At 72.1% G+C, this 24,308-nt stretch carries 20 protein-coding genes and 2 pseudogenes; 7 read left to right on the top strand and 15 right to left on the bottom strand.

Annotated features, from left to right (window positions below):
* Positions 1 to 65 precede the first annotated feature (65 nt).
* From Val02_RS04960 to Val02_RS04940, 5 genes are all read right to left on the bottom strand, one after another.
* Positions 66 to 1,142: a hypothetical protein gene (locus Val02_RS04960; RefSeq protein WP_203897683.1), complete on the bottom strand. Its 1,077-nt coding sequence runs from the start codon at positions 1,140 to 1,142 to the stop codon at positions 66 to 68.
* Positions 1,143 to 1,222: 80 nt separating this feature from the next.
* Entirely contained in the window at positions 1,223 to 1,603 is a 381-nt protein-coding gene (locus Val02_RS04955) for a VOC family protein (RefSeq protein ID WP_203897682.1), read from the bottom strand.
* Between the two features lie 9 nt (positions 1,604 to 1,612).
* The gene (locus tag Val02_RS04950) at positions 1,613 to 2,188 is read right to left on the bottom strand and encodes a histidine phosphatase family protein (RefSeq protein ID WP_203897681.1); all 576 of its coding nucleotides are present in this window, start codon (positions 2,186 to 2,188) and stop codon (positions 1,613 to 1,615) included.
* Positions 2,189 to 2,212: 24 nt separating this feature from the next.
* Complete coding sequence (locus Val02_RS04945; protein WP_203897680.1) at positions 2,213 to 3,499, bottom strand: hypothetical protein; 1,287 nt, start codon at positions 3,497 to 3,499, stop codon at positions 2,213 to 2,215.
* A 131-nt stretch (positions 3,500 to 3,630) separates the two neighbouring features.
* Positions 3,631 to 4,389: a GIDE domain-containing protein gene (locus Val02_RS04940; RefSeq protein ID WP_203897679.1), complete on the bottom strand. Its 759-nt coding sequence runs from the start codon at positions 4,387 to 4,389 to the stop codon at positions 3,631 to 3,633.
* 121 nt (positions 4,390 to 4,510) lie between these two features.
* Between Val02_RS04940 and Val02_RS04935 the strand changes: the two genes are divergently transcribed.
* Positions 4,511 to 5,686, top strand: a complete 1,176-nt coding sequence (locus Val02_RS04935; protein WP_203897976.1) for a MarP family serine protease — start codon at positions 4,511 to 4,513, stop codon at positions 5,684 to 5,686.
* Positions 5,687 to 5,705: 19 nt separating this feature from the next.
* On the opposite strand, the gene Val02_RS04930 is transcribed toward Val02_RS04935, so the two are convergent.
* A complete protein-coding gene (locus Val02_RS04930; protein WP_203897678.1) occupies positions 5,706 to 7,016 on the bottom strand; it encodes an aspartate aminotransferase family protein in 1,311 nt (436 codons plus the stop codon).
* Between the two features lie 84 nt (positions 7,017 to 7,100).
* Here Val02_RS04930 and Val02_RS04925 point away from each other — a divergent pair, with 84 nt between their 5' ends.
* Positions 7,101 to 7,982 (top strand): LysR family transcriptional regulator, encoded by an 882-nt coding sequence (locus Val02_RS04925; protein WP_203897677.1) that lies wholly within the window; start codon positions 7,101 to 7,103, stop codon positions 7,980 to 7,982.
* Positions 7,983 to 8,079: 97 nt separating this feature from the next.
* Here the strand turns inward: Val02_RS04925 and Val02_RS04920 are convergent, their stop codons facing one another.
* Positions 8,080 to 8,565 carry a hypothetical protein gene (locus tag Val02_RS04920; protein ID WP_203897676.1) on the bottom strand — a complete coding sequence of 162 codons (486 nt, stop codon included), beginning with the start codon at positions 8,563 to 8,565 and terminating at the stop codon, positions 8,080 to 8,082.
* Between the two features lie 188 nt (positions 8,566 to 8,753).
* Positions 8,754 to 11,657 carry a 3-keto-alpha-glucoside-1,2-lyase-like domain-containing protein gene (locus tag Val02_RS04915; RefSeq protein ID WP_239152406.1) on the bottom strand — a complete coding sequence of 968 codons (2,904 nt, stop codon included), beginning with the start codon at positions 11,655 to 11,657 and terminating at the stop codon, positions 8,754 to 8,756.
* 250 nt (positions 11,658 to 11,907) lie between these two features.
* Between Val02_RS04915 and Val02_RS04910 the strand changes: the two genes are divergently transcribed.
* The 4 genes from Val02_RS04910 (at position 11,908) to Val02_RS04895 (ending at position 14,415) form a co-directional block, all read left to right on the top strand.
* Positions 11,908 to 12,420, top strand: a complete 513-nt coding sequence (locus Val02_RS04910) for an SRPBCC family protein (RefSeq protein WP_203897674.1) — start codon at positions 11,908 to 11,910, stop codon at positions 12,418 to 12,420.
* The gene (locus Val02_RS04905; protein ID WP_203897673.1) at positions 12,417 to 13,256 is read left to right on the top strand and encodes a helix-turn-helix transcriptional regulator; all 840 of its coding nucleotides are present in this window, start codon (positions 12,417 to 12,419) and stop codon (positions 13,254 to 13,256) included. Before Val02_RS04910 ends, Val02_RS04905 begins: the two co-directional genes overlap by 4 nt.
* A 107-nt stretch (positions 13,257 to 13,363) precedes the next feature.
* Complete coding sequence (locus Val02_RS04900; protein WP_203898005.1) at positions 13,364 to 13,792, top strand: hypothetical protein; 429 nt, start codon at positions 13,364 to 13,366, stop codon at positions 13,790 to 13,792.
* Between the two features lie 140 nt (positions 13,793 to 13,932).
* On the top strand, positions 13,933 to 14,415 hold the full coding sequence (locus tag Val02_RS04895; protein WP_203897672.1) for a GNAT family N-acetyltransferase: 483 nt from the start codon (positions 13,933 to 13,935) through the stop codon (positions 14,413 to 14,415).
* Here the strand turns inward: Val02_RS04895 and Val02_RS04890 are convergent.
* A complete protein-coding gene (locus Val02_RS04890) occupies positions 14,400 to 15,491 on the bottom strand; it encodes a helix-turn-helix domain-containing protein (RefSeq protein ID WP_203897671.1) in 1,092 nt (363 codons plus the stop codon). The genes Val02_RS04895 and Val02_RS04890 overlap by 16 nt on opposite strands.
* 132 nt (positions 15,492 to 15,623) lie before the next feature.
* On the opposite strand from Val02_RS04890, the gene Val02_RS04885 reads away from it, so the two are divergent.
* On the top strand, positions 15,624 to 16,199 hold the full coding sequence (locus tag Val02_RS04885; protein ID WP_203897670.1) for a hypothetical protein: 576 nt from the start codon (positions 15,624 to 15,626) through the stop codon (positions 16,197 to 16,199).
* 10 nt (positions 16,200 to 16,209) lie between these two features.
* Here Val02_RS04885 and Val02_RS04880 read toward each other — a convergent pair whose 3' ends face one another.
* The 6 genes and pseudogenes from Val02_RS04880 to Val02_RS47140 all read right to left on the bottom strand — a co-directional run.
* The gene (locus Val02_RS04880; protein WP_203897669.1) at positions 16,210 to 16,530 is read right to left on the bottom strand and encodes an STAS domain-containing protein; all 321 of its coding nucleotides are present in this window, start codon (positions 16,528 to 16,530) and stop codon (positions 16,210 to 16,212) included.
* A gap of 278 nt (positions 16,531 to 16,808) precedes the next feature.
* Entirely contained in the window at positions 16,809 to 19,592 is a 2,784-nt protein-coding gene (locus Val02_RS04875; RefSeq protein WP_203897668.1) for a WD40 repeat domain-containing protein, read from the bottom strand.
* Between the two features lie 459 nt (positions 19,593 to 20,051).
* A complete protein-coding gene (locus Val02_RS04870; protein ID WP_239152404.1) occupies positions 20,052 to 23,126 on the bottom strand; it encodes a PAS domain S-box protein in 3,075 nt (1,024 codons plus the stop codon).
* Positions 23,127 to 23,238: 112 nt separating this feature from the next.
* The gene (locus Val02_RS04865) at positions 23,239 to 23,880 is read right to left on the bottom strand and encodes an ATP-binding response regulator (RefSeq protein ID WP_203897667.1); all 642 of its coding nucleotides are present in this window, start codon (positions 23,878 to 23,880) and stop codon (positions 23,239 to 23,241) included.
* Between the two features lie 163 nt (positions 23,881 to 24,043).
* Positions 24,044 to 24,103 (bottom strand): annotated as a pseudogene (locus tag Val02_RS48615) (hypothetical protein); the annotation flags it as partial.
* 85 nt (positions 24,104 to 24,188) lie between these two features.
* Positions 24,189 to 24,299, bottom strand: a pseudogene (locus tag Val02_RS47140) (transposase); the annotation flags it as partial.
* Between the last annotated feature and the right edge of the window lie 9 nt (positions 24,300 to 24,308).

The following is a 24,308-nucleotide window of genomic DNA, read 5'->3' as shown; positions in this document are numbered from 1 at the left end:
CCGCGGGCGGGCGCAGGTCGTCGTCGAGCACCCGTGCAGGTTAGGTCATCGACCGGGGTGCGGGCTCAGTCCGCCAGCCAGACCGGCCCGGTCAGGGCGGAAACGGGCACCGTCGCCACCGCGTCCGCCATCGTCACCGCGTCCACCACCGGCGTCACGAACCCCTGCCGGCGAACGTGCTGGATCAGGTCCCGTTCGGGCAGGCGGCGGTGGTACTCCAGGTAGTACGCGATGGCGTCGGTCCAGACCCAGAAGCCGTCGGTGCGGTAATTGAGCGGGACCTGTTCGGGGGCGGCGGGGTCGTACAGGTCCGGGCCCCGGGCCGGTGTCTGCAGGACCGGCGCGGCGCGCTTGAGGTAGCCGATCAGCTGCGTGATCTCGCCGACCATCAGGTCCTCGAAGCGCACCGAGTCCATCCCGGCCGGCGGATCGGCCGGGTCCGGGCTGCGCGCGAGCCGCAGCCGGCGCGGCGGTTCGCGCCGCCACAGCAGTGCCGCGTGGGCGCGGGCGAGCCGCTGGTAGCTCGGCAGGCCGGAGCCGTACAGGCCGCTCGGGTAGACCTCGACCTGCGGCGTGGGCTCGCCGGCGGCGGCCATCTCGTCGCCGATCGTCGCGGCCGTCTGCGCCAGGTTGCCGCCGGAGTCGACCTCGCAGATCACCACGCGGCGCGGCGGCGGCCAGGTGGCGGTGCCCGAGGCGCAGCGCCACGTGCGCCACACCGCTCGCACGAACGGGTTGACGGCGGCCGCGTCGATCGCGGCGCGGTCCACGCGGTCGAGGCGTTCGCGCGCGTCGGTCACCGCCGGGCGGTCCGGCGAGCGGACGTCCGCGGCGGCCGGGAGGCGGTCGGCGGTCCGTTCCCGGTTCGGGGCGAACGCGTGGTTGGGCAGCGGGTCGAGGTCGGTCACGCCGACGATCGTCAGCGCCGACGCGTCGGTGCCGTCGGCGGCCAGCAGTTCGACCAGGAGCGAGACGTCGGATTCGGTGACGCGCAACCGGTGGCCGCAGACGGCGTGCGCCACCGCCTGACCCAGGTCGAGCATCCGCCCCTCGCCGAGCCAGGTCCGACACTGGGTGATGAGCTCGTCCGGGGCGATGCCCGCCAACCTCAGCAGCAGCCAGTGGCACGCATCCAGACGCACCGCGTCGACCTCCCGCACGGCCACGACAACGGAGCGCGTACACCGCCGGTTCACCGGAAGTCGGAAGTTCGACCAAAAAGTCAATCCCAGATGCGCGAACGGCGGGCGAACGTCTCCGGGTCGGAGTGCACGGGGATCACGCAGAGCAGGTGACCGCCGGGCGCGCGCAGGGTGCGGCACTCGAGCCAACCGCCCACCTCGACCGCGCCGAGACCGATCAGCCGGGCCGTCTCGGCGTCGACGTCGTCGGTCTCGATGTCGAAGTGGTAGCGCGGCGCGTCGTCCACGGACTGGATGGCCGTGACGAGCCCGGGCACGACGTCCGGCAGGGAGGTGAACTGCTCCTCCCCCGGCACCGGCCGGGCCGGCACGCCCAGCGCCGCCGACCAGAACGACGCCGCGGCCGGCACGTCCTCGCGCGGCACGTCGATGAGAAAGGTGGACACCCGACTGCGATGCATCGACGAACGTTACCCCGGCGCGACGCCCGGTCCGGAGATCGCCGGCGTGTCGCCGGGCGCGTCGAACCGCAGCCGGTACACCGCCGGCATCGGCATGTCCCGCGAGAACGCCCAGTCGACCCGCGACGCCCCGAACCCGCACAACGCCCGCGACACGAACGTGCCGTGGCTGCCGAGGAGCACCCGCCCGCCGTCGTGCCGCGCGGCGAGGCCCCGAACGGCAGCCACCGCCCGGGCGGTCAGCGCGTCGAGGCTCTCTCCGGTGGGCCGGGCGAACGCCGGCTCTGCCCAACTGCGTTCGTAGTGCGGCATCCAGTCAAGTGTGAACGCGAATCCGTGGTCCCACTCGCGCAGGTCCCGTCCGGTCAGCACGGGCAGCCCGAGCCGCCGCGCGGCGGGGCCCACCGTCTGGATCGCCCGCAGGTACGGGCTGGACCACACCGCGTCCGCCGGCGTCAGCGCGTCGGCCAGCGCCGCGGCCCGGCGCAGCCCGTCGGGAGCCAGCGGCCGCCGGAACTCGTCGGGGCCGCCGGCCGTGGGAACGACGGAGCGCGCGTGCCGCACCAGAACCACCTCGGTCGCCATCGCCCGGATGGTACCGACGGACGGTCAAGCGCCGAACCTGGCCTGGATCGTGTACGGGTACGGGCCGCACTGCCAGATCACCGAGAAGCGGCCGGTCGGGCCGACGTCCACCCGCGCCGTCTTCCCCTCGGCCGACAGCTGTTCCACCGGGGCGAACGTGCCGTCCCGGCCGACCGTGCTCGCCGACACCCCGTTGTACGCCCACGACGGCCCGGGTGCGGTGAACGTGACGATGCCGTCGCCGTCGTCGTCCAGCGCCACCCGCGGCCGGTCCCCCTGCCCGAACGCCGTCACCGGACCCGGCGCACCGGTGCGCGGGATCGTGCGGGCGTACGCGTCGGTCAGCACGCCACGGGTGTGCCGGCTCCACGCGACGACGGCGTCGCCCTCGAGGTCGACGTCGACCGTGGAGTAGAACGTGACGCTGTGGTCCGCCGGCGCCACCGCCAGCACCGGACCGAGCGTGCCGTCCGCCGCGAACCACCGAGCCCGCAGCCCGGCCGTCGACCGGTTGAACACCGGACGGTAGGCGATGACGGCGTCCCCGTCGGCGTCGACGGCCACCGACGGCCCGGCGACCCCGGACATCTCCCCCACCGGCGAGTCGACGAGGACCGGCTCGGACATCGCGGCCGCGGTGATCCGGCGGGCGAGCAGGCGGCCCCAGTCGGGTGTGGACCAGACGACGACGGCGGTGCCGGTGCGATCCACGGCGACGACCGGGCTGTCGACGCTGCTCGCGCCGAGCGTCCACAGTGGACCGACCGTGCCGCCGATCCCGAAGTGCCGGGCGTAGGCGGTGTAGGCGCCGTCGGCGTACTGCGTCCAGGCGACGAGTGCGGTGCCGTTCGGGTCGACGGCGACCTGCGGGCTGCCGGCCTGCGCCCCGGAGAGGGTCACCATCGGGCCGACCTCGCCGGTCGCGGAGATGCGGCGGCCGACGACGGCGTCCTCGTGTTCCCACACCACGGCCGCGTCGCCGTCGTCGTCCACGCCGACCTCGGGCCAGCTCGCCGACGCGCCGTGCTCCGTCAGGGTGAGGATCGGGCCGAGCGGGCCACCGTCGGCCGGGGAGATCCGCGCCTGGATCTGCGAGGAGAAGCACTCCGGGCAGGTCGCCGGCCACACCAGCAGCGTGTCACCGTCCCGGTCGACGGCCGCCCTCGGCGAGTCCGAACCGGTCCACCCCGGCGCCGACACGTCCTGCACCGGCGTCCACTGCGCGCCCCGCGCGGGCGCCGCCACGAGCAACGACGCGACGAGCACACCCGCCGCCAGAACCCTTTGTCGCCAACCACTTCCGATGCGCACAGTGCCCCCGATCGACGCGTTTCCATTGCCGCGCGGCAATCGTCACACGGATCGACGAACGTCGCACGGTGAGCGGAGAACCGAGCGGAGAACCGAGCGGAGAACCGAGCAGCGAACGGGACGGATCCCTGTCACACCAGGCCGGCGACGACGAGCCCGAGGCCGGCGACACCCGCCGCGACGGCACCCGCCGTGCACGCCACCGCCAGCACCGCGACCCTGCGCCCCACCCGAACGAACGACCGCGTGGACACCAGATGCGGCGCGGCTCCGGGCGGCCGGCGCACGACGACCGTGCCGTCCGCGTCGGCGACGGCCTCGCCCACCACGACCAGCGGCGTGCCCGGCCGGATGAACCACTCCCGGTACGCGTAGCGCTCGACGACGTCGGGCCGCAGCTTCGGCGGCCGCTTGGCCGGCTGCTTCTGCGCCGGCAGCACGCTGATCGGCGTCGGCAGGTCCTTGCGCACCTCGCCCCGGCTCGGCCGGTCCACCCGCATCCGATCCGGATGGACCCGCACCGCCCCGCCGCCGCCCTCGACGGCGAACCTGTCGAGGCTGGCCAGGTCGGCGATCCGGTGCCGGCTGGTCCGGCGGTGCACCTTGCCCTTGTCGTCGACCCGGGTGCGCACCTGCGTGCGGGTGCCGACGTGCCGGTGCCACACGCAGGAGTCCCCGTTGATCGGCGAACTGAGCACCGCCGCGCCCGGCGCGGCCGTCCCGCCGACGACGTACGGGCCGGGCGGGAGGGCCCCGGCGGCGGCCGCCCCGACGAGATCCGCCGGGCTGCGCAACGGCTCCCGGCGCAGCACGGCCCACAGCCGCATCCAGACCACGCTCCACCAGGTCGTCGCCGCTCCGACGACCAGCAGCAGCACCCCGATGACCACGATGCCAGCATCGTCGCGCGCCGCTCACCCGTGCGGCAAGTGAGTGAGCGGTTCATCGATCGGTCACCTTGACAGCCTGGGGCGGGCGCGGGGTCTCTACCCTGGTGCGGTGACCGGCAGCATGCTCGATCTCGTTCTCCTCGCACTCCTGCTGATTTTCGCCTTCAACGGCTATCGGCAGGGTTTTGTCGTGGGCCTGCTGTCGTTCCTCGGATTCTTCAGCGGGGCCCTGGTCGGGCTGCAGTTAGGGCCGTTCGCCGGGGAGCAGTTCGAGGATCCGTCGACGCGCGTGCTGGTGTCGGTGGTGATCATCTTCGGGCTCGCCGTCGTGGGGCAGGCGCTGTCCGGGTTCCTCGGGTCGCGGGTGCGCAACGTGATCAGCAACCGCCATGCCCAGCGGGCCGACGACGTCGGCGGGGCCTTCGTGTCGATGGCGGCGGTGCTGCTGGTCGTCTGGCTCGTCGCGGCGCCGCTGAGCCAGTCGTCGCTGCCGTGGCTGGCCCGTTCGGTGAGCAACTCGGCCGTCATCGGCGCGGTCGACAGGGTCATGCCCGACGGCGCGCGGGCGCTCTCCCAGGCGCTGCGCGACACCGTGGACACCAACGGGTTCCCGCGGGTCTTCGACGGGCTGGTGCCCACCCGGGAGCGCGAGGTCGCCGACCCCGACCCGGCGCTGGCCGGTTCGCCGTTGGTCCAGAAGAGCCGCGCCGCCGTGCTCAAGGTCCTCGGTGACGCCGGCAAGACCTGCCGACGTTCCATCGAGGGAACGGGGTTCGTCTACGCGCCGGAGCACGTGATGACGAACGCGCACGTGGTCGCGGGGACCAGCGGGGTGCGCGTGGAGACGGCCGGCGGCAGCAAGAGCGGGCAGGTCGTGGTCTTCGACCCGCAGCGCGACCTGGCCGTCATCTACGTCAAGGGGCTGAACGTGCCGCCGCTGGAGTTCGCGTCGAAGGAGGCGCCGTCGGGGGCGGACGCGATCGTGCTCGGCTACCCGCTCAACGGCCCCTACGACGCGCAGTCCGCGCGGGTCCGCGAGGTTCGCAAGATCACCGGACCGGACATCTACGACTCCGGCAAGGTGACCCGCGAGGTCTACACGATCAAGGCCCTGGTGCGCAACGGCAACTCCGGCGGCCCGCTGCTGGCCACCGACGGGACCGTGCTCGGAGTGATCTTCGCGGCGGCCGCCGACGATCCGCAGACCGGGTTCGCGGTGACCGCCGTGGCGGCCGCGACGGTGGCCGAACTGGGCCGCACCCGCACCGAGCGGGCCGGTACCGGCGACTGCACCTGACCCGGCACCGCTCCGGGGCTCAGCCGAACAGCGGCGCGGTCTCCGCGATGGCCTGATCCAGGATCGAAAGGCCCAGGTCGATTTCCTCCCGGGTGGAGGTGAGCGCCGGCGCGATCCGGAACACGCCGCCCATCGCCGGCAGCTGCACGACGTTCATGTGCAGGCCCAGCTCAAGGCAGCGCTTCGTGACGGCGGTGCCCAGTTCGTTGGCGGGTTCCCTGCTGGCGCGGTCGCGGACCAGTTCGAGGCCGACCAGCAGGCCGCGACCGCGCACGTCGCCGATGACGGCGTGCCGCTCGCCCAGGGAACGCAGGCCGTCGCGCAAATGCGTACCGAGCTCGTCGGCCCGGCGGTCGAGCTTCTCCTCGTGCAGGACGTCGAGCACGGTGTTCCCGACGGCGCACACGAGCGGGTCGGAGACGTGCGTGGTGAAGAAGAGGTAGCCGCGCTCGTGCGCCTTCTCCTCGATCTCCGGGCTGGTCACCACCGCCGCGAGCGGCAGCCCGGCGCCCAGCGTCTTGGAGAGGGTGAGGATGTCCGGCACCACGCCGTCCCGCTGGAACGCGTACCAGTCGCCGGTGCGGCACAGGCCGGTCTGGGCCTCGTCGAGGATGAGCAGGCCGCCGCGCGCGTGGACCTTGTCGCGCAGCGCGGCCAGGTAGCCGGGCGGCAGGTCGATGACCCCGCCGGAACTGAGGATCGGCTCCACGATGCACGCCGCCAGGCTGCCGACCGACTGGGCGTCGAAGAGGTCGAACGAGAAGTCGAGCTGCCGGCGCCAGTCGAGTTCCCCGTCCGGGGTGACGAAGTCGGGGCGGTAGGCGTTCGGCGTGGGGATCGCGAAGTTGCCCGGGGCCGCCGGCCCGTACCCCTTGCGCCCCGAACTGTAGGTGGCGCTCGCGGCGGCCTGCGTCATGCCGTGCCACGACCGGGCGAACGACACGATCTCGTGCCCGCCGGTGACCAGTTTCGCCATCCGGATGGCCGCCTCGTTGGACTCCGCGCCGGTGGTCAGCAGCAGCACCTTGCTCAACGGCTCCGGCAGCGACTCCGCCAGCCGCCGCGCGAGGTCCACCACGGGGCGGCTGAGCATCCCGCTGAACAGGTGGTCCAGGGTCGCCGCCTGCCGCTGCACCGTCGCGACGACGGCCGGATGCGAGTGCCCGAGGATGGCGCTCATCTGTCCCGAGGTGAAGTCGAGCAGTCTGCGCCCCTCGGCGGTGTACACGAAGCTGCCCTCGGCCCGCTCGACGATCTCCGGAACGAAGCTGCCCGGGCCGGAGTAGCGCACGAGATGACGTTCGACATCGGACCAGAAGGAGTCGGTCATGACCTCGACGGTAGAAACCCACCGAGCGTCACGTCCAGCTCACGTTTTTGTCTTTGCTGTTAAGCGGAGCCGTACAGTCGGGGCGTGACGCTCAACCCGTGGCGGCTGCGGCTCCTCGCCGACCTGGCGACCTACGGCACCGTCCGCGCGGTCGCCCAGCGCGGCAACCTCAGCCCGTCCGCCGTCTCCCAACAGCTGGCCACGCTGGAACGGGAGACCCGTACCGCGCTGCTCGAACGCACCGGCCGGCGGGTCCGGCTGACCGCCGCCGGCGTCCTGCTGGCCGGCCGCGCCCGGGAGATCCTGGCCGCCATGGACGCCGCCGAGGCCGAACTGCGCGGGCTGGCCGACGAGCCGGCCGGCACGGTGACGCTGGCCTGCTTCCAGAGCGCCGTGCACGCCATGGCCGAACCGGCCGTCGCCCGCCTGGCCGAGCGCCACCCGGACGTGACGGTGGTGCTCCTGGAACTGGAGCCGCACGACAGCATGCCCGCCCTGCGCCGCGGCGACGTGGACGTCATCATCACCACGAACGACTTCGTCGGCGCCACGCTCGACGCCTCGATCGACCTGATGCCGTTGGGCTCGGACGCGATCGTGCTCGTCCTCCCGGTCGGCCACCCGTTGACGGCGCACGAGGCGATCCCGCTGTCGGCGTGCGCGGACCAGCGGTGGACGTTCGACGTGGCGGGGTCCTACATGTCCGACCTGGCCACGCGGCTGTGCCGGGAGGCCGGCTTCGAACCGGCGGTGATCTGCCGGTTCAACAACTACATGATCTCGTTGGGGCACGTGGCGAAGGGGCGCTCGATCGCGCTGCTGCCCGCGCTCGCCGTCGATCCGCGGTACGGGGTCGTCACGCGGCCGCTCGACCCGCCGGTGAGCCGTCGGATCACGGCGGCGGTGCGCCGGCCGCCGGTGCCCCGGCCGGAGATCACGGCGGTCCTGACGGCGCTGCGCGCCTGACCCGCGCGGGCGCCGGAGACGCGGTCCAAGTGGTGGCCCGAAAAACAGGTTATTCGGGGCTCATAGCCTGGTTCTGGGGCCAGTACTTGAGCGCCCCTCACGACACCGTGCGGGAGAGCACCGCGGTGCCCGTGTAGGCGGCGCCGTCGGGGCGGTACACATACTCCAGTTCGTTGGGGCCGGGCTGGCGCAGGGTGCCGGTGCCGGTGTCGGTGCAGCGGTCGGTGCCGCTGGTGATGCGTTCGCGGACGTCGACGACCGGGCCGACGGTGCCGACCGGGGTCAGCGAACCGGAGCAGCCGGGGCGCGCGTAGGAGACCGTGGCCGCCGTGTCGGAGCCGATGCGGATCTCGACCGGCCAGCGCTTGCCGTCGCTCTGCAGGAGTTCGCCGGACCAGGTGCCGACCATGCCGGGCGGGAAGCCGGCGTCGCGCGCGGTGGGCACCACCGACGGCGGGGCCGGCGCGGCGGCCTGCTCCGCCTGCCGGTCGGCGGCTCCCAGATGGGCGCCGATGATCGCCGCCGCGATCCCGAACAGCCCCGTGATGACGGTGGCCGCGATCGTCCTGTCCCGCTTCTCCATCCGCTCCATTGCAGCCGCAACGGCACCCCGCGGGCGGGCTTTCCGCGGGTGATCGGCGGCTCGGACGACCGCTGACAGGTGATGTTCCCGCCGAACGCGGACCCGGCAGCGCAGTGGCGGACGCGCGACAGGAAAAGCAGTCGGGTCCGCCCCTCCCCGGGAGGAAGGACGGACCCGACGGCGGGTGATCAGCTCAGTGGCTCGATCCAGATGTTGCGGTACTGCACGGTGTTGCCGTGGTCCTGCAGGCGGATCGACCCGGTCGCCGGTCCCTCGGGGATGCTGCCCCCGGTCGGGCCGGTGATGGCGACGTTGTCGTGCACCTTGACGCCGTTCCAGACGACGGTGACGCGGGCGTTCTCCGTCTTGACGCCGGCGCTGTCGTAGCGCGCCGCGCGGTACTCGATGTCGTACGTCTGCCACTGCAGCGGCGCCTTGGCCACGTTGACGTCCGGTGCCTTCTGCAGGTAGATGGCGGCGCACTCGTTGTTGTCCAGCGTCGGGTCGCCGAACGAGTCGAGCACCTGGATCTCGTAGCGCTCCTGCATGTAGACGCCGCTGTTGCCGCGGTTCTGGCCGGTCACGTCCGACGGCAGCTGCGGAATCTTGAACTCCACGTGCAGCTTGTAGTCGCCGAACGCCTGCCGGGTGCGCAGATCCCCGTTGGCGACCTCCATCACGCCGTCGTCGAGTTTCTTCCATGAGGCGGTCCGGCCGTCGGTGTGCTGCCACTCCGACATGTCGGTGCCGCTCCACAGATCGATCCGCGGCGCCGGCTTGCGAACGGAGATCTCGTCCAGGTTGACGTGTCCGGTGTCGGTGCCGTCGACGCGGTACTGCACGGCGTTGATCCCGCGCTTGAGCGTCAGCCGTTCGGTCTTGGTGGCCCACTCCTTCCACGTGACCGTCGAGGGCAGGAGCGTCTGTTTCACCTTCTGCCCGTTGACGTAGATGCTCACGGACTTGGTGCCGGAGAACGGGTTCGGGCCGTTGCTGTAGCGCAGCCCGACGTCGTAGTCGCCGGGCTCCCGCACGTCCACGTGCATCGTCGTGGAGGCGTTGACGTTGCCGAACCCGGCGACGAAGCCGGCTCCCGTGTAGCCGGCGTGCTCGGTGGCGACCGTGGCGCCGTTCTCCCGGTGGCCGCCCTCGGCGTCGTAGAACACCTCGTCGGTCTGCGGGCCCGGCTTGGCGTTGAGCGTGTACCACGCCTCGGTGCTCCACAGCTGCTGGCCGTTCGCGGCGCTGAACGGCCGTGGCGAGCGCAGGTGCACCACCCGGTTGGGCTTGAGCCCGTCCACGGTGATCGTGACGGTCTTGCGGTCGTTGGAGACCTTGACGGCGCTGACCTTCAGCGTCTCCTCGTCGACCTTCGGGCCGCCGTACTGCGGGGTGGCCACGTAGCGCCACTGCTCGACCTTGTAGCCGTTGTTGATGTTCTGGATGGTGGCGGTCGACAGCGGCCGGGTGTACTCGATCTTGAAGCCGTTCTGGGTGGCGCTCATCGACTTCATGTCGAACGTGTTGTTGCCGTTGGGCGTCAGCTTCTGCAGGCCGTACCAGAGCTTCCCGGTCTGGCCCCAGTTGCCCGGCGCACCGAGCCCGCCGATGTAGATCGAACCGTCGGGGCCGATGGTGGTCCGGTTGACGCCGGACTCCAGGCCCTGCGTGTGCCGGAACACCGCGCCCTGGTACTCACCCTGGACCTTCTCCAGGTAGGCGCGCTGCAGGCCGCCGTAGGTGACGTCGCCGAAGAGGAGCTGGCCCTTGTACTGGCCCTTCTTCAGCAGCACCGGCGTGCTCGGCGAGTTGGCGATCTCGTTCTGCGGCAGCCACAGCACCGGCTTGGTCACCGGGTTGTCGTCGAACGGGCCGGCCGGCGTCATGTAGTGGTTGAAGAACCGGTCCTGCTGGATGTGCAGCAGCTTCGACGAGGGCAGGTAACCGCCCTGGTTGTCGAGGACGAACAGGTCGTTGTCCGGGCCGAAGCCGATGCCGTTCGGCGTGCGCAGGCCGCCGGCGACGTAGCTCACCTCGCCGGTGCGCTTGTTGATTTTGATGCTGGTGCCGCGGTTCGGCGCCGGCTGCGGGATCGTGGTGGCGCCGCCGAGGTCGATCGAGACGGAGAGGTTGGCGTAGAAGTAGCCGCCCTTGTAGAGCAGGCCGAACGCGAACTCGTGGAAGTTGCCGCCGTACGGCCAGGTGGCCACGGTGCGCTTCTCGTCGGCGACCTCGTCGCCGTTGGTGTCGCGCAGCTCGGTCAGCTGGTGCTTCTCCGACACGTAGATGGTGCCGTCGACGACGGCCACACCCATCGGTTCACGCAGCCCCTCCGCGACCTTCTTGTACGTGACGCGGCTCGGGTCGGTCGCACCGGTCACGTTCGACACGATGTACACCTCGCCCAGCAGTTCCTGGCTCTTGCCCCAGGTGGTGATGACGAGCCGCCCGTCGGCGGTCCAGTCCATCCCGGAAACCTTCGGCTCGAAGCCCGGCGGGCGCAGGTCGGTGAGCGTGTAGTCCGGGTTGAGCGAGTCCAGCGGCATGCCGTCGCCGGGCGCGTCGTTGACGCCCTGGCAGGCCTTGTAGCCCGGGGCGGTCACCCGGACCACGCCGGCGTCGACGCTCAGCACGCTGTTCGGCACGATGACGAAGCCGGTCGCGCCGGGCGGCTGCCACGCCAGCCGGAGCTCCTGGCCGCCGCCCGCCTCGAAGTACTCGACGCGCAGCGCGTGGTACCCGGCGGTCAGCGTGACGGTGCCGTCCTTGGAGGTGGCGCCGTGCAGCCCGTCGTGGTCGACCACGACCGCGTCGTCGATGTACAGGCGCGAGCCGTCATCGCTGGTCAGGCGGAACGTGTAAGCGCCGTCGGCGGGAATGTTGATATTGGCCAGGGCGTGGGTGACGAAGTTGTCCTCGAAGCCGAAGTCGCCCGCGGTCGACCAGTCGATGGTGGGCATCAGCTTGTCGACGTTCGGCGTCTGGCCGGGTTTGAGTGTGCAGATCGCTTCCAGCGGCACCCGCGTGTCGTACGTGCGCAACGTGACGCCGGCCTCCTGGGGTGGCAGGGCGGCGGCGTGGGCGTTCGACAAAGGGAAACCGAGGATCGCGAGCGGCGAGGCTAGGGCAACGACGAGGGTGGCGGCCCTCTGTCGCAGACGGGGACGAGGGGACATCGTTCCTCCTCGGACGGTGCACGAAATTATCGAGGAACCTAGAACTTTCGAATCTTCGATGTCAACTTTTCTTCAAAAAAACAAAAGATCTCAGGGTGGGTACTGCCGGTACCACGGACGAGCGGGTGTCTGCCCTGCGTAGATACGTCCGCAGATGCTGATCCATATGACGACAGCGCTCATCACCAGGACCGACCGCACCGTTCCGATCACCGTCTTCGCGCGCACCTCCGCGGCCCCGGCGACGGCGTTCCGGATCATCGCGCCGATCGACCTGACCCGGGTCTTCCTGCCGTTCGGGCCGCTGCCCGGAGTGGCGCGGGTGGAGGGGCAGAACGCCGCGTGGGACCGGGCGGGCGTCTCCCGCAGCCCGGTCTTCACCGACGGTTCGCGGGTCACCGAGGCGCTCACCGAGTACGTCGCGGGCCACGGGTTCGCCTACGAGCTGACCGGCTTCACGAACGTCCTCGCCCGGCTCGCGGCCGGCGTGCGGGGCGAGTTCTCCTTCCTCCCGGACGGGACGGGCACGAACATCCGGTGGACCTACGAGTTCAAGCCGCTGCGCGGGCGGCGGGCGGTCATCGCCGGGCCGTTCGCGCTCCTGTGGCGCCGCTACATGCGACGCGCGCTGGACCGCATGGTCGCCGTGGTCGAGGCACCGGCGATCATGGAGGGATGAACGCGGTGAGTTTCGGCGCCCTGCTGCGCGGCTGGCGGGACCGGCTGGACCCGGCCGACGCCGGATTGCCCCGCTCGCCCAAGCGCCGCGCCCGGGGCCTGCGCCGGGAGGAACTGGCCCAACTCGCCGGCCTCTCCGTCGAGTACGTGCTGCGCCTCGAACAGGGCCGCGCCACGAACCCGTCGGCGCAGGTCGTCGCCGCGATCACCCGCGCGCTGCAGCTCAGCCGCACCGAACGCGACCGGTTGTACCGGGCGGCCGGGCTGCTGCCGCCGCAGGACGGCGTCGTCGACAACCACGTGCCGGCCGGCATCCAGCGGCTCTGCGCGCGCCTCGGCGACGTGCCGATCGGCGTGTTCGCCGCCGACTGGACCCTGCTCTGGTGGAACGACATGTGGAACGCCCTGCACGGCGACCCGTCGACCGTGCCCGAGCGGGAGCGCAACCTCGCCCGGATGCTCTTCGGCGGCCACCCCTACCTGCGGCCGATGCGCTCGGCGGCGGGGCCGGAGGCGTTCGAGGTGGCGATCGTGGGCGATCTCAAGGAGGCCGTGGCCCGATACCCCGGGGACGCGGCGCTCGCCGCGCTGATCTCCGCGCTGCGCCGGACGTCCGCGTCGTTCGACCGACTCTGGGGAACGGTGGAGACGGCCACGCTGACCGGCGAGGAGAAGACGATCACGCACCCGACGCTCGGCGAGATCACGGTCGACTGCGACGTGCTCGCCGTTCCCGGTGCCGACCTGCGCATCGTCACCTACACGGCCGCCACCGGCGACCCGAACGCCGCCAAGCTCGACCGGCTGCGCACCACGGGTATCACCGCGTCCGCCTGAACGCCCCGCACGCCGCGCCGGTCGGACGGTGGGACGCACCGGTACGGGTGGCCGCTTCGCCCCGGCCGGGGGTCGCCGCGTGACGGGCGCAACGGCAGAGTCGACCCGTGACCCTCCGTCGGCTCGCAGCTACAGCGGCGCTCCTGGTCGGAACCCTCGCGGGTTGCGGCGCACCACCCACGGAACCGGCGGCCGAGCCCGCCCGGCAGGAGATCGCCGGGTCGCCCGAGCCGCCCTCGTCGGCACCGGCCTCCCCCACGCCGTCGCCCTCCCCGGCGGCCGCCTCCCCGACGACCGCCGCCGCACCCCCGCCGCCCCCGCCACCGGCCGCGCAGCCGCCGGCGGCCACCACGAAGGCCGCGCCCAAGCCCACCTGCGACCCGAACTACAGCGGCGCCTGCGTCCCGATCGCGTCGGACGTCGACTGCGCCGGCGGCGGCGGGAACGGCCCCGCCTACGTGCGCGGCCCGGTGAAGGTGATCGGCTCCGACATCTACGACCTGGACCGCGACGGCGACGGCATGGGCTGCGACTGACGCCGCGGGCCGCGGTTAACGCCTCGCCGGGCCGGCCGGCCGGGCCGTAGCATGCGGGGCATGTGCTGTTTCGCCGCCGGGCGCACCCGCTGAGCCGAGGACCGACCCGTCCCGTCCCTCAGTCCGGAAGGCACATTCCCATGCTCATCCGTCCCTTCGTCGCGCCCGACCTCGCCCGGGTGCTCGACCTGACCGTCGACACCTTCGGGCCGTTCTTCGAGGAGTCGTTCCGGCCGCTGGTCGGCGACAGGATCTACGCCAACCAGGCCGGCGACTGGCGCGCCGACTATCACCGCGAGGTCCCCGCGCTGCACGATCCCGAGCAGCACCGGTTCGTCGCCGTCGCCGAGCTCGGCACCGTCATCGCCGGTTACATCGCGTGGAACGTCGATCCGCAGCGGCGCAACGGCTGCGTCACGCACGTCGCCGTGTCGGCCGCGCACCGCCGGCTCCACCTGGGCACCGCGCTGTGCGGGCACGCGTTCGACGCGATGCGCGCGCTCGGGGCCGAGGTCGTGCAGATCGGCACCGGCGGGGATGCGTTCCACGCGCCGGCGCGTGCGCTCTACGAGAGCCTCGGCTGCACGCCGATGCCGCTGGTGACCTACTACCGGCAGCTCTGAGCGAACGCCCGGGCGAGGGGGTGCACCTCCCCCTGGGGCGTGGCCCAGCCGTGCGCCACCAGGGCGTTCGCTCCCTCGCCCGGGCTCAGCGGCGTGGTGCGCAGTGCCTGCCGCGCACACTCCGGCAGCAGCCGGTACCCGCGCGCGAACGCGTCCCGCACGCTCAGCGCGTCGAGGACGCGTTCGGGGCGGGCCAGCCGCGCGGCAAGGCGTTCGACCGAGGCATGGGGGCGGGTGATCAGCCGGGTCGCGGCGGCGCGCAACGCCAGCGGAAGGCCGCCGCAGTAACCGGCGACGGCGCCCGCGTCGACGTCCTCGCCGAGCATCCGGCACAGCGCCCGCTCACCGTCCACAGCGGACAGTGGCTGCAGGATCAGCCGGTCGCGCGCGGCCGGCAGGTCCAGCGGCCGGCCGGCGGTCACCACGGTGAACCCGGCCGCGTCCGCCGGCAGCAGCGGGGCGACCTGCGCGGCCGCACCGGCGTCGTCGACGACCACGAGCACCCGCCGCTGCCGCATCAACGCCCGGTACTCGCGCACCGCCCCGTCCCCGAACGCCTCCACCCCGAACGAGCGCAACAGCCGCTGCGCGACCGCGGCGGGCCGCAGCGTCGGGTCGCCGGCGAGGCCGATGAAGCGCACCCCGTCCGGGAAGCGCGCGTCCAGTCCGGTCGCGGCCCGCACCGCGAGGGTGGTCTTGCCGACGCCGGGCAGGCCCGTCACGAGCACGACCCCGCCCGGGGTGTGCGAGGCGGCGACGAGCCGCGCGAGATCGTCCTGGCGGCCGGTGAAGTGCGGGGTGAGCGGCGGCAGGTCGGGGACGCCCACCGGTGCGTGTTCGGTGCGCACGGCAGCGGCGAGCCGGGTCCGCGCGACGCCGTCGAGCCCCAGCCCGTCGGCGAGGGCGGTGAGCGTGCCGCCGTGCGGGCGCCGGACGTGACCGCGTTCGATGCCGCCGATGGTGCGCGGACTGACGCCCGAACGCGTCGCCAGCTCGCCGATCGTCAGCCCCTTGGCCGCCCGCAAGGCGCGCAGCACCGAACCGGCACCCGCGGCCGGCATCATCGTCGACCCCATCACCCGAATCCCCCGTGTTGGTTCCGGGCGGACGGTACCTCGCACAACCGCCCGGATCCCAATCAAATGGATCACGGCGCGATAACACGACCGAGGCCTACCTTTTACCGACGGAGGACTACCTTTCACCGCATGAAGGTGCGGTCCGGGCTTGCCATACTCGCGCTCGTGGCCGTGGCGCTCGCCGCCTGCGCGGCGCCACGCGGAGTGACCCGCCCGCTGCCGTCCCCGTCACCGACCCCGCGCTGGACCGCCTACGAACCGTGCTGGGCTCTGATCGAGGAGACGAGGATTCGGCGGTCGAGCGACGTCGACGAGGACCGGGCCGTCAACCGGTGCGAGTGGTGCGCCCACGTGGACCGGTCGCCGCAGCAGGTGCTGATCGAGTCCGCCGAAGCCGTGATCTTCCTGCGTGCCGACGCCACCGGCAACGGCCCGGACGAGCGCGCCGACGCCCACTTCGAGGCCCTTGCCGGTGAGCCCGGACCCGCCATCCGGCGCGAGCCGCCGATGCTCGGGGCCGACCGGACGGCGCTGCTGGTGCGCGTGTCCGAGCGGCCGATCGTGGTGATCGCGCGGTGCGCCAACGCCGTCCTGGTCTGGACCGTCCATGTGACGGCCGAGGTCGCGCGGGGCCTGACGCTCGACGACCTGAACGAGCGGGTCGCGACCCTGTCTCCCGGCATCACCTGCGCGAACCTGCGCTGAGCCGCCGGTCTCAGGAAGGCCGGGTAACCGCGCCGACCATCAGGTCACGGTGCAACTGCGCGGCGACCGGCGACCCCTCCCCCGCGAACGCCAGCGGCAGGCTCAGGTCGCGCGCGATGTCCCGGGCGGCGCGCAGGATCCCGATCACGTAGGGGTCGATCGCGGTGACCGCGCACACGTCGATCAGTACCCGGGGCGGGCGCCGCCGCATGATCACGTCGATGAGAGCGAGCCGCAGCTCGTTGCCGCCCGCGGCGTCCACCTCCCCGTGGAGCCGCACGGTCACCGTCGCGGCGTCCGAGCCGTCGGGGGTGATCTGGATGTTCGCCATCTCCGTCCCCTTCGTTCACGGGGCAGAGTAACCGTGCTGAAACGTTGTGGACACCCGCGAGCGGCCACGATCGAGTGACGAACGGCAACCTCAGCGCTTCCCGCTCAGTGCTTCCCGCTCAGTGCACGGCTCCGCCCCACGACGGCTTCCCTCCGCTGCGCTCCGGTCCAGGCGCCGTGCCATGCACTCGCTCCCTGCCCCCCGCTCAGTGCACGGCTCCGCCCCACGACGGCTTCCCTCCGCTGCGCTGCGGTCCAGGCGCCGTGCCCTGCACTCGCTCACACCCTCGTGCGGGTCGCGAGATCCCAGATGTGGACGCCGTTGCCGAGATCCCCGGACGCGACGACCGTCCGGCCGTCCACGTCGGTCGCGGCGACGCAGGTCACGTCGGCCGCGTGCGCTCCGTACGCCGCCCCGACCTCGTCACCCGTGTGCGGGTCCATGACGAAGACGCTCCGGTCCGCCCCGACCAGCACCACCTCCCCGGCGAACGCCGCCGCGTGGTTGAACGCGCCGCCGTGGTCCATCAGCCCGAGGAAGGATCGCGAGGCCACGTCGATCACCTGCACGCGGGCCGCCTCCTCGGGGAAGAAGCCCTCGTCCTCGTCGGCCTCGGCGTCGATCCCCTGCGCCAGCAGCAGCTTGCCGTCGACCACCCCCAGCGCCCCGAACCCGTCGGACTCCTCCGGCACCCGCACCGGCGCGTGCAGCGGCTTGCCGGCGGCGACGTCCCACAGCGTGACGGTCGTGGTCGGCCAGGCGTCGCGGTCGGCCTCGACGGACATCGCCACCAGCCGCCCGTCGAGGGTGCCCAGGTCGCACCGCTGAAGCTCGCCCTGGACCGGCAGGTCGGCGACGCGTTCGCCGGTCGCCGCGTCCCACAGGCGCAGTGTGCCGTCGACGCTCGCGGCGGCGATCGCCGTTCCCTGCGCGGCGAGGCCGACGATGCGGCCGCCGAGGCGGCCGAGGGGCTCTGGCCGCGTGCCGTCCCAGCGCAGCACCAGGCCGCCGGCGTCGCCGCTGACGAGGATGTCGCCGGCGAACGTCACGGCCGTGACGGGTTCCTCGTGGCCGGTGAGCGGGTCGCCGAGCGGTGCGCCGGTGCGCGCGTCCCAGAGGCGCACGGTGCGGTCGTCGGAGCCGGAGGCGAAGGCCCCACGGCCGGCGGCGACGGCGTTCACCGAGGCGGTGTGTCCACTGTGGAGCGTCGTGGCGTCCAGGTGCCACAGGCGGGGTGCGCCCTCCCAGGCCGTCGAGACCACGACGGGGCGATCCTGCCACCGGGCGATGTGGACGGAGCTGATGCGGTGGCCGTGGCCGTTCCAGGGGCGGCCGACTGGCTCCCCGGTGGCGGCGTCCCACACCCGCACGGTGTGGTCGCGGCCGCCCGACACGACGAGCGGCCGGCCGTCGACCTCATCGAACGCCAGGGCCTCCACGTGCTCGTGGTGGCCACGCATCGGGGGCACGACAGCGGTGCCGGTCGCGGGGTCGACGACGTGGACGCTGCCGTCGCCGCCGCCCGCGAGCACCACCAGCCGGGCGCCGATCCGCCCGGCCCGCAGCACCCGCGCCGACGTGTGGAGCGGGTACCGCACGCCGACGGGCGCGCCGGTGGTGGCGTCCCACGCGCGGATCGCCGCGTCGCTGACGGCCACGACCGCGGGCCGGCCGGCCACCTCGGTGAAGGTGGCGCCGGCCTCGTGGTCATGACGTTCGACCGGGATCTCGAGATCGCCGACGGACAGCTTGCCGGGCACGACGACGACCAGGGTCGGACGTCCGTCGACCGCACCCGCCGCGATCCGGGCCCACTCCCCGACCCCCTCCAGCCTTCTCGTGGGAACGCCCAGAGCCACGTCCCACACCCGCGGCGGCTCCCCGGGAAGGACGACCTCGCCGCCGACGCCCACGATGTGCTGGTCCCGCAACGGCCCCCCGTAGACGGGCGCGACGACCTCCCGACCCGTCGCGGCGTCGAACAGCCGCAGCACGCACTTCTCGCCGCTGACCGCGACGGTCGGCCGCCCGTCGACCAGTCCCGTCACGACGTCGTTCACCCGGTGTTCCGTCAACGGGATCCGCCGCTGACCGTCCGATGTGGACACGAACAGGTTGACCGGCCGCCCGCTCCCGCGCGCCGCGGCCAGCACGGCGAAGAACCCGTCGTCGAGCGCGCCGAGCGCCACCTTCTCGGCATCCTCGTCGAACCCGTCGAAGAGCCCCGTCGACACCTCCCGCCCGGCGACCGGATCCCACAGCGTCGCCCCGGAACGGTGGCCGATCAGCACCAGCGGCCGCCCGTCGACCAGTGCGAGCGCGAAGTCCTCCAGCTTCTGCGGCGGCGGTGCGGTGAACACCGCGGCGCCCGTCTCGGCGTCCCACAGGTGGACGGGTTCCTCCCCGAAGGCGTGGTCCCGGCTGGCGACGAGCAGCCGCCCCTCGTACTCGACCGACCGGACCGGCCGCGGATCGTGCGGATGCGCGTGGAACGCCGCACCGATCGGCTCGCCGCTCAGCACGTCGACGAAGCGCAGCCCCCGCTCCGGCGCGCTCGCCAGGACGACCAGCCGCCCCCGCAACATGGCGAAGTGCCGGCCGCCGTTGACGTGCCGGTGCCGGACGATCTCCCCACCGGTGAGAACGTCGCGCAGCACCAACCCGTCCCCGGTCGACGCGACGGCCGCCCGACCGTCCACAGTGGTCAGTGCGAGGATCGGCGTGTACCCCTGGAGCCGCACCTGTGGCCCGACGACCACGCCGGTCAGCGCGTCGCGCACGGTGAGCACGTGCGAGGGTGTGCTCGTGGCGAGCAGCCGACCACCACCGAGCGCCATCGCCGCCAGCGAACGGTGATCCAGCCCCGAGCGCTCGGCCAGCGGCGCACCGGTCTCCAGGTCGACGGCCGCGACCGGGGCGCGCGCATGGGCCCCCGCCCGCGGGAACGCCAACACCGGCCGCCCCTCGACGGTCACGAGCGTGGCGTCCCACATGCCCTCGTACGGGCCGCGCAGGACGCGGTGCGGTGCGACAGCCGGGTCCTCGAACCATCCGTGATCCATGCGGACAATCTAGGAGATCACGGCCACCCCGGAGCCGGCGAAGCGTCCGCACTGGGCCGGTCCCTAGTCGAACGCCGGCCGCGCGCCGGCGTGCCGGCTCCGCACCGGATCGCGCCGAGCGGCTCGTCACCGGCATCCTCGGTCATGCCGTGATCTGCGCGACGGCGGATGCGCCTTCCCCGGCTGCACCCGGCCCGCCAGGTGGCCAGGGCACACCACATCGTGCCCTGGCAGGACGGCGGCCCCACATCATTGGCGAAGCCCATGCTTCGCAACTTGGTCCTTCGCGATGGCCGGTGGGCGAAGGGCGAGAGCGGTCCATCGTCACCGCTCGGCTGGAGAAGATCGGTCGCGAGCGGCGCAGGTTCCACGTGTGTGTCGCAGCCTGGGAGCGACGACAGCAGCCCGTCCGGGGTCGGCTCGGTTCGTCGGCGGTGTCCACGAGGACGTGCTGAGGAGTCACCCGGTGAGGTGGTTCTGTTTCGGCATCGACGGGGCGGTGGTGTGCATGGCCGCTGCTGGTTGCTGTACGAAGGCGCGGACGCGGGTGAGTAGTTCTCGGCTGGTGAAGGGCTTCTCGACGATGGTGACGCCGTCGGGCAGGGTGCCGTTCTCGGTGAGGACGGGTTCGGCGTAGCCGGACATGTACAGCACGGGGATCTCGGGGCGGATCGCTTGGATGCGGGCGGCGACTTCGTTGCCGGTCATCTTCGGCATGATCACGTCGGTGAGGAGCAGGTGGATCGGACCCGGGTGGGTCTGGGCGAGGCGGATGGCCTGTTCTCCGCCGCTGGCGGTGAGGACGTGGTAGCCGGCGCGGGTCAGGATCCGGTCGGTGATCACGCGCAGGTCGTCTTCGTCTTCGACCATCAGAATGGTTTCGTGCGGTCTCGCGCCGGTGACGGGTTCGGCGTTCACGACGATGTCGGTGGTGGTGTCGTGCTGGGGTGCGTCGATGGCGGGCAGGATGACGGTCACGGTGGTGCCGATGCCGTTTTCGGAGTACAGGTGGACGTCGCCGCCGGCGGCGGTGGCGATGCCGTAGACGGTGGCCAGTCCGAGGCCGGTGCCGGAGCCTTTGGGTTTGGTGGTGTAGAACGGTTCGAAGGCGCGTTCGATGACCTCGGGGGGCATGCCGGTGCCGGTGTCGCTGACCCGTACCCGTACGTGGCGGCCTGCTTGCAGACGTGAGTCGGTGATGTCGTCGTCGCCGACCTCGACGTTGGTGGTGTCGATGGACAGGGTGCCGCCGCCGGGCATCGCGTCGCGGGCGTTGACGGCGAGGTTGACCAGGATCTGCTCGATCTGCCCAGCGTCGGCGTGCACCGGCCACAGCTGTCGGTCCAGGTTGGTGATCAGGTGGATGTGTTCGCCGATGCTGCGGCGCAGCATCGGTTCGATGTCGCCGATGACGTGGTTGAGGTTGAGGACCTCGGCTTGGGTGATGTCGCGGCGGCCGAAGGCGAGCAGCTGTTTGGTCAGCCGGGCGGCGCGTTCCGCGGCCCGGCTGATCTGGCCGAGATCCGTGCGGGCATCGGCCAGATCGCGGGGATCCGGGTTGGGCGACTCGAGCGTTTCGGCGATCATCTCGGCGTAGTTGCTGATCACGGCGAGGATGTTGTTGAAGTCGTGCGCGACGCCGCCGGCGAGTTGACCGAGGCTTTCCAGCCGGCGGGTGTGTTGCAGACGGCGTTCACCGGCGTCGCGTTCGGCCTGGGCGATGAGGCGTTCGCGTTCGGCCTGGGCGATGAGACGGTCGGTGACGTCGCGGATCGCGGTGGTCACGATCATTCCTCGGTCGGTGTTGACCGAGGAGAGACTGATTTCGGCGGGGAACTCGGTGCCGTCCTTACGCACCGCGGCCAGCGCCGCGCCGGCGCCCATGGGCCGGGTCCGCGGGTGGGCGAAGTAGCCGTCGCGGTGGTGCACGTGGCCGGAACGCAGCCGTTCGGGGACGAGGACGTCGACCGACTGCCCGACCAGTTCCTCGCGCGGATAGCCGAACAGCCGTTCGGCCTGGGCGTTGATCAAAGTGATGGTGCCGTCCGTGGTGACGCCGATGATCGCGTCCGGTGCGGCTTCCAACAGACCTTCGAACATCGCCTCGGCCCGCTGGCGTTCGGTCATGTCGCGGGAGATCGACGCTACGCCGGTGATCCGGCCGTCGGCGTCGGTGATCGGGGACACCGTCAGCGACACCGTAATCGTGGCACCGTCCTTGCGGCGCCGCTTGACCCGGTTCTGGTCGATCCGCTCGCCGGCGGCCAGGCGCGCCATCAACTCCTGCTCGGTCTGTTCCAGCCCGGAGGGGAACAGTAAGGACGCGTGCCGGCCGAGCACCTCCTCGCGCCGGTAGCCGTAGAGGGCCTCGGCGCCGCTGTTCCAGCTGGTGATCACACCGTCGAGGGTCTTGCCGATGATCGCGTCGTGGGACGACTCCACGATCACCGCCAGGCTCTGCCGTTCGGCCAAAGTGCGCGCCCGGTCTGCCAGCGCCGCAGCGCGGCGGGCGAGCGCGGTGAACGCCGCGAGATCGTCCTCGGCGAACAGGCTGCGGTAGCGGTTGAGCATGAGCAGCGCTCCCGAACCCTCGGGGACGGTCACCGGCGCCACGGTCACGTACCGGGTGGAGCTGGCCTGAGCGAACATCACCACCGCCGCCGGCGGATGGGTCCACCCGGCCAAGGCATCGATCGTGCCCTCAGCGGCCAGCAATTCATCGCAGTCCGAGCCGGCGCACCCGAATTCGCCAGCCGGCAGGCCGGCCTGGGCCGTCACCCGGAGCGTGCCGGCATGATCTCGCATCACGACCACCACAGCGTCCGCGCCGAGCACCGCAGCGGCGCTGTCGCAGAAGTGCTGCCACGTGCGGGGCGCGGGCTCGTCCACCGGGGTGTCGACCAGCCGGCCCAGCACCGCGGACGTCGCCTTCTGCGCCCAGCTGCGCCGCAGCCAACGCGGCGGCACGAACGCCAGCAGATACAACACCCCCGAGCCCACGGCGAGCAGCCGCGCTTGCAACGTCTGGTTGGTGGCCGCGATCAGCAAGGCGGCGCCGAACACACCGGTCCCCGCTGCGGCACACCACAACCGCAGCCGGGCAGCGCCGCCGTGCCGGCGCGCCTCAGCGCCCAGCAGCCACGCCGCGACGCCTTCCAAGCCGAAGAACACGACCACCGCCGGCCAAACGACCAGCTGCGGCACCGGCCGCGCCGCCGTGGCCAACACCGGAAACGCGCTCAACGCCCACGCGCTCAACGCCACCGGCCACCACCACGAGCGCAACGGACGCAGCCGGCTCACCAGCTGCAACGTGAACAACGGCTTGGCCAGCAACAATCCGATCGCCACCGCCATCAGCAGGCGCGGCGGCACGCCCATGAGCAACCGGACCAGACCGACGACGAACAGCATCGCCACCGAGGCGAACATCCACATCACGTCACGCAGCAGCGGATCCCGCCGGAGCAGATACCGCCAGGTGACCCACAGCAGGATCGCCATGAACAGCGACGTGACCAGGATCAGCACCATAGAAACCTCGGTCCCGCCCGGCAGGCACGCCCGGCTTTAGGGCAAAACGCGAATTATGATCATACTAGGGCAAATCCGTGGCGGCCGTCCCGCAACACGAATCCAGAACGGGCTACCGGTTCGAGCCTGGCACCGCCGTGACCGGTAGCGCGCAGCACGCACCAACTTGCGCGCGACGCGACCGGTGTCGCTTCTCCGTGACCCGTAGGGAGGGGTGCCACGCCGGCGCCTGTGCGGGTGCGGCGGGTTCCTCGACGTCCGGTGTGGCGGTGGGTGCGTCGACCAGCAGCCGGGTGAGTGTGCGCTGCAGCGTGGTGGCGCGTGCGGGCTTGGACAGCATCGCGTCGAACAACTTCTGCTGGTCGGGTTCGGGTCGCCACACGACGCTGCTGAGCAGCACCATCGGTAGGTTCGCGGCCATCGGCAGCCCGCGCAGGGCGGCGGCAGGTCCGGCGCCGTCGACGTCGGGCATGTGCACGTCGAGCACGGCGACGTCGAACCGGGCACCGAGGGCGAGCGGGTCGAGGGCTTCGGCGGCGCTGGCCACGTCGACGCAGCGCATTCCCCAGCCGGTGAGCCGCCGGCGCAGGACGGTGCGGTTGGTGGCGTTGTCGTCCACGCCCAGGGCGGCGCGGCCGGCCAGGTCGGCTCGGGCGAGCGTGGGGTCGGGTTGCGGGCAGGTGTGCAGGACGGCGGTCAGGGTGAACGTGGACCCGGCACCCTCGACGCCGGCAACGGTGATGTCTCCGCCCATGGCTCGGCCAGGCGCCGGCTGATCGCCGGGCCGAGGCCGGTGCCTCCGTAGACGCGGGTGGTGGAGGCGTCGACCTGGGAGAAGGAACGGAACAGCCGGTCGAGCGGTCAGCGGGGATACCGATTCCGGTGTCGCGCACGGTGATGCTGAGCCGGATGGTGTCAGCGATGAGCTTCTCGGCCGCGGCGGTGACGACGACCTCGCCGCGCGCGGTGAACTTCACGGCGTTGGACAGCAGGTTGACCACGATCTGCCGCAGCCGTGGGCCTGTCAAGTTTTCTGTGTGTGAGGGCGTAGCGGTTTCTAATTTCGGCGACGACGTCGGTGACGTTGGCGACCGTCTCGTGGCTGATCTCGGTGCCGTAGGTCTCAGCCAGGTGATCGCGGATGTCGCGGGTAGTCATCCCACGCGCGTAAACGCCGCCATC

Source organism: Virgisporangium aliadipatigenens (genome assembly GCF_016863615.1).
GTDB classification, from domain to species: Bacteria; Actinomycetota; Actinomycetes; order Mycobacteriales; family Micromonosporaceae; genus Virgisporangium; species Virgisporangium aliadipatigenens.
This window is presented reverse-complemented; position numbering and strand designations above follow the sequence as displayed.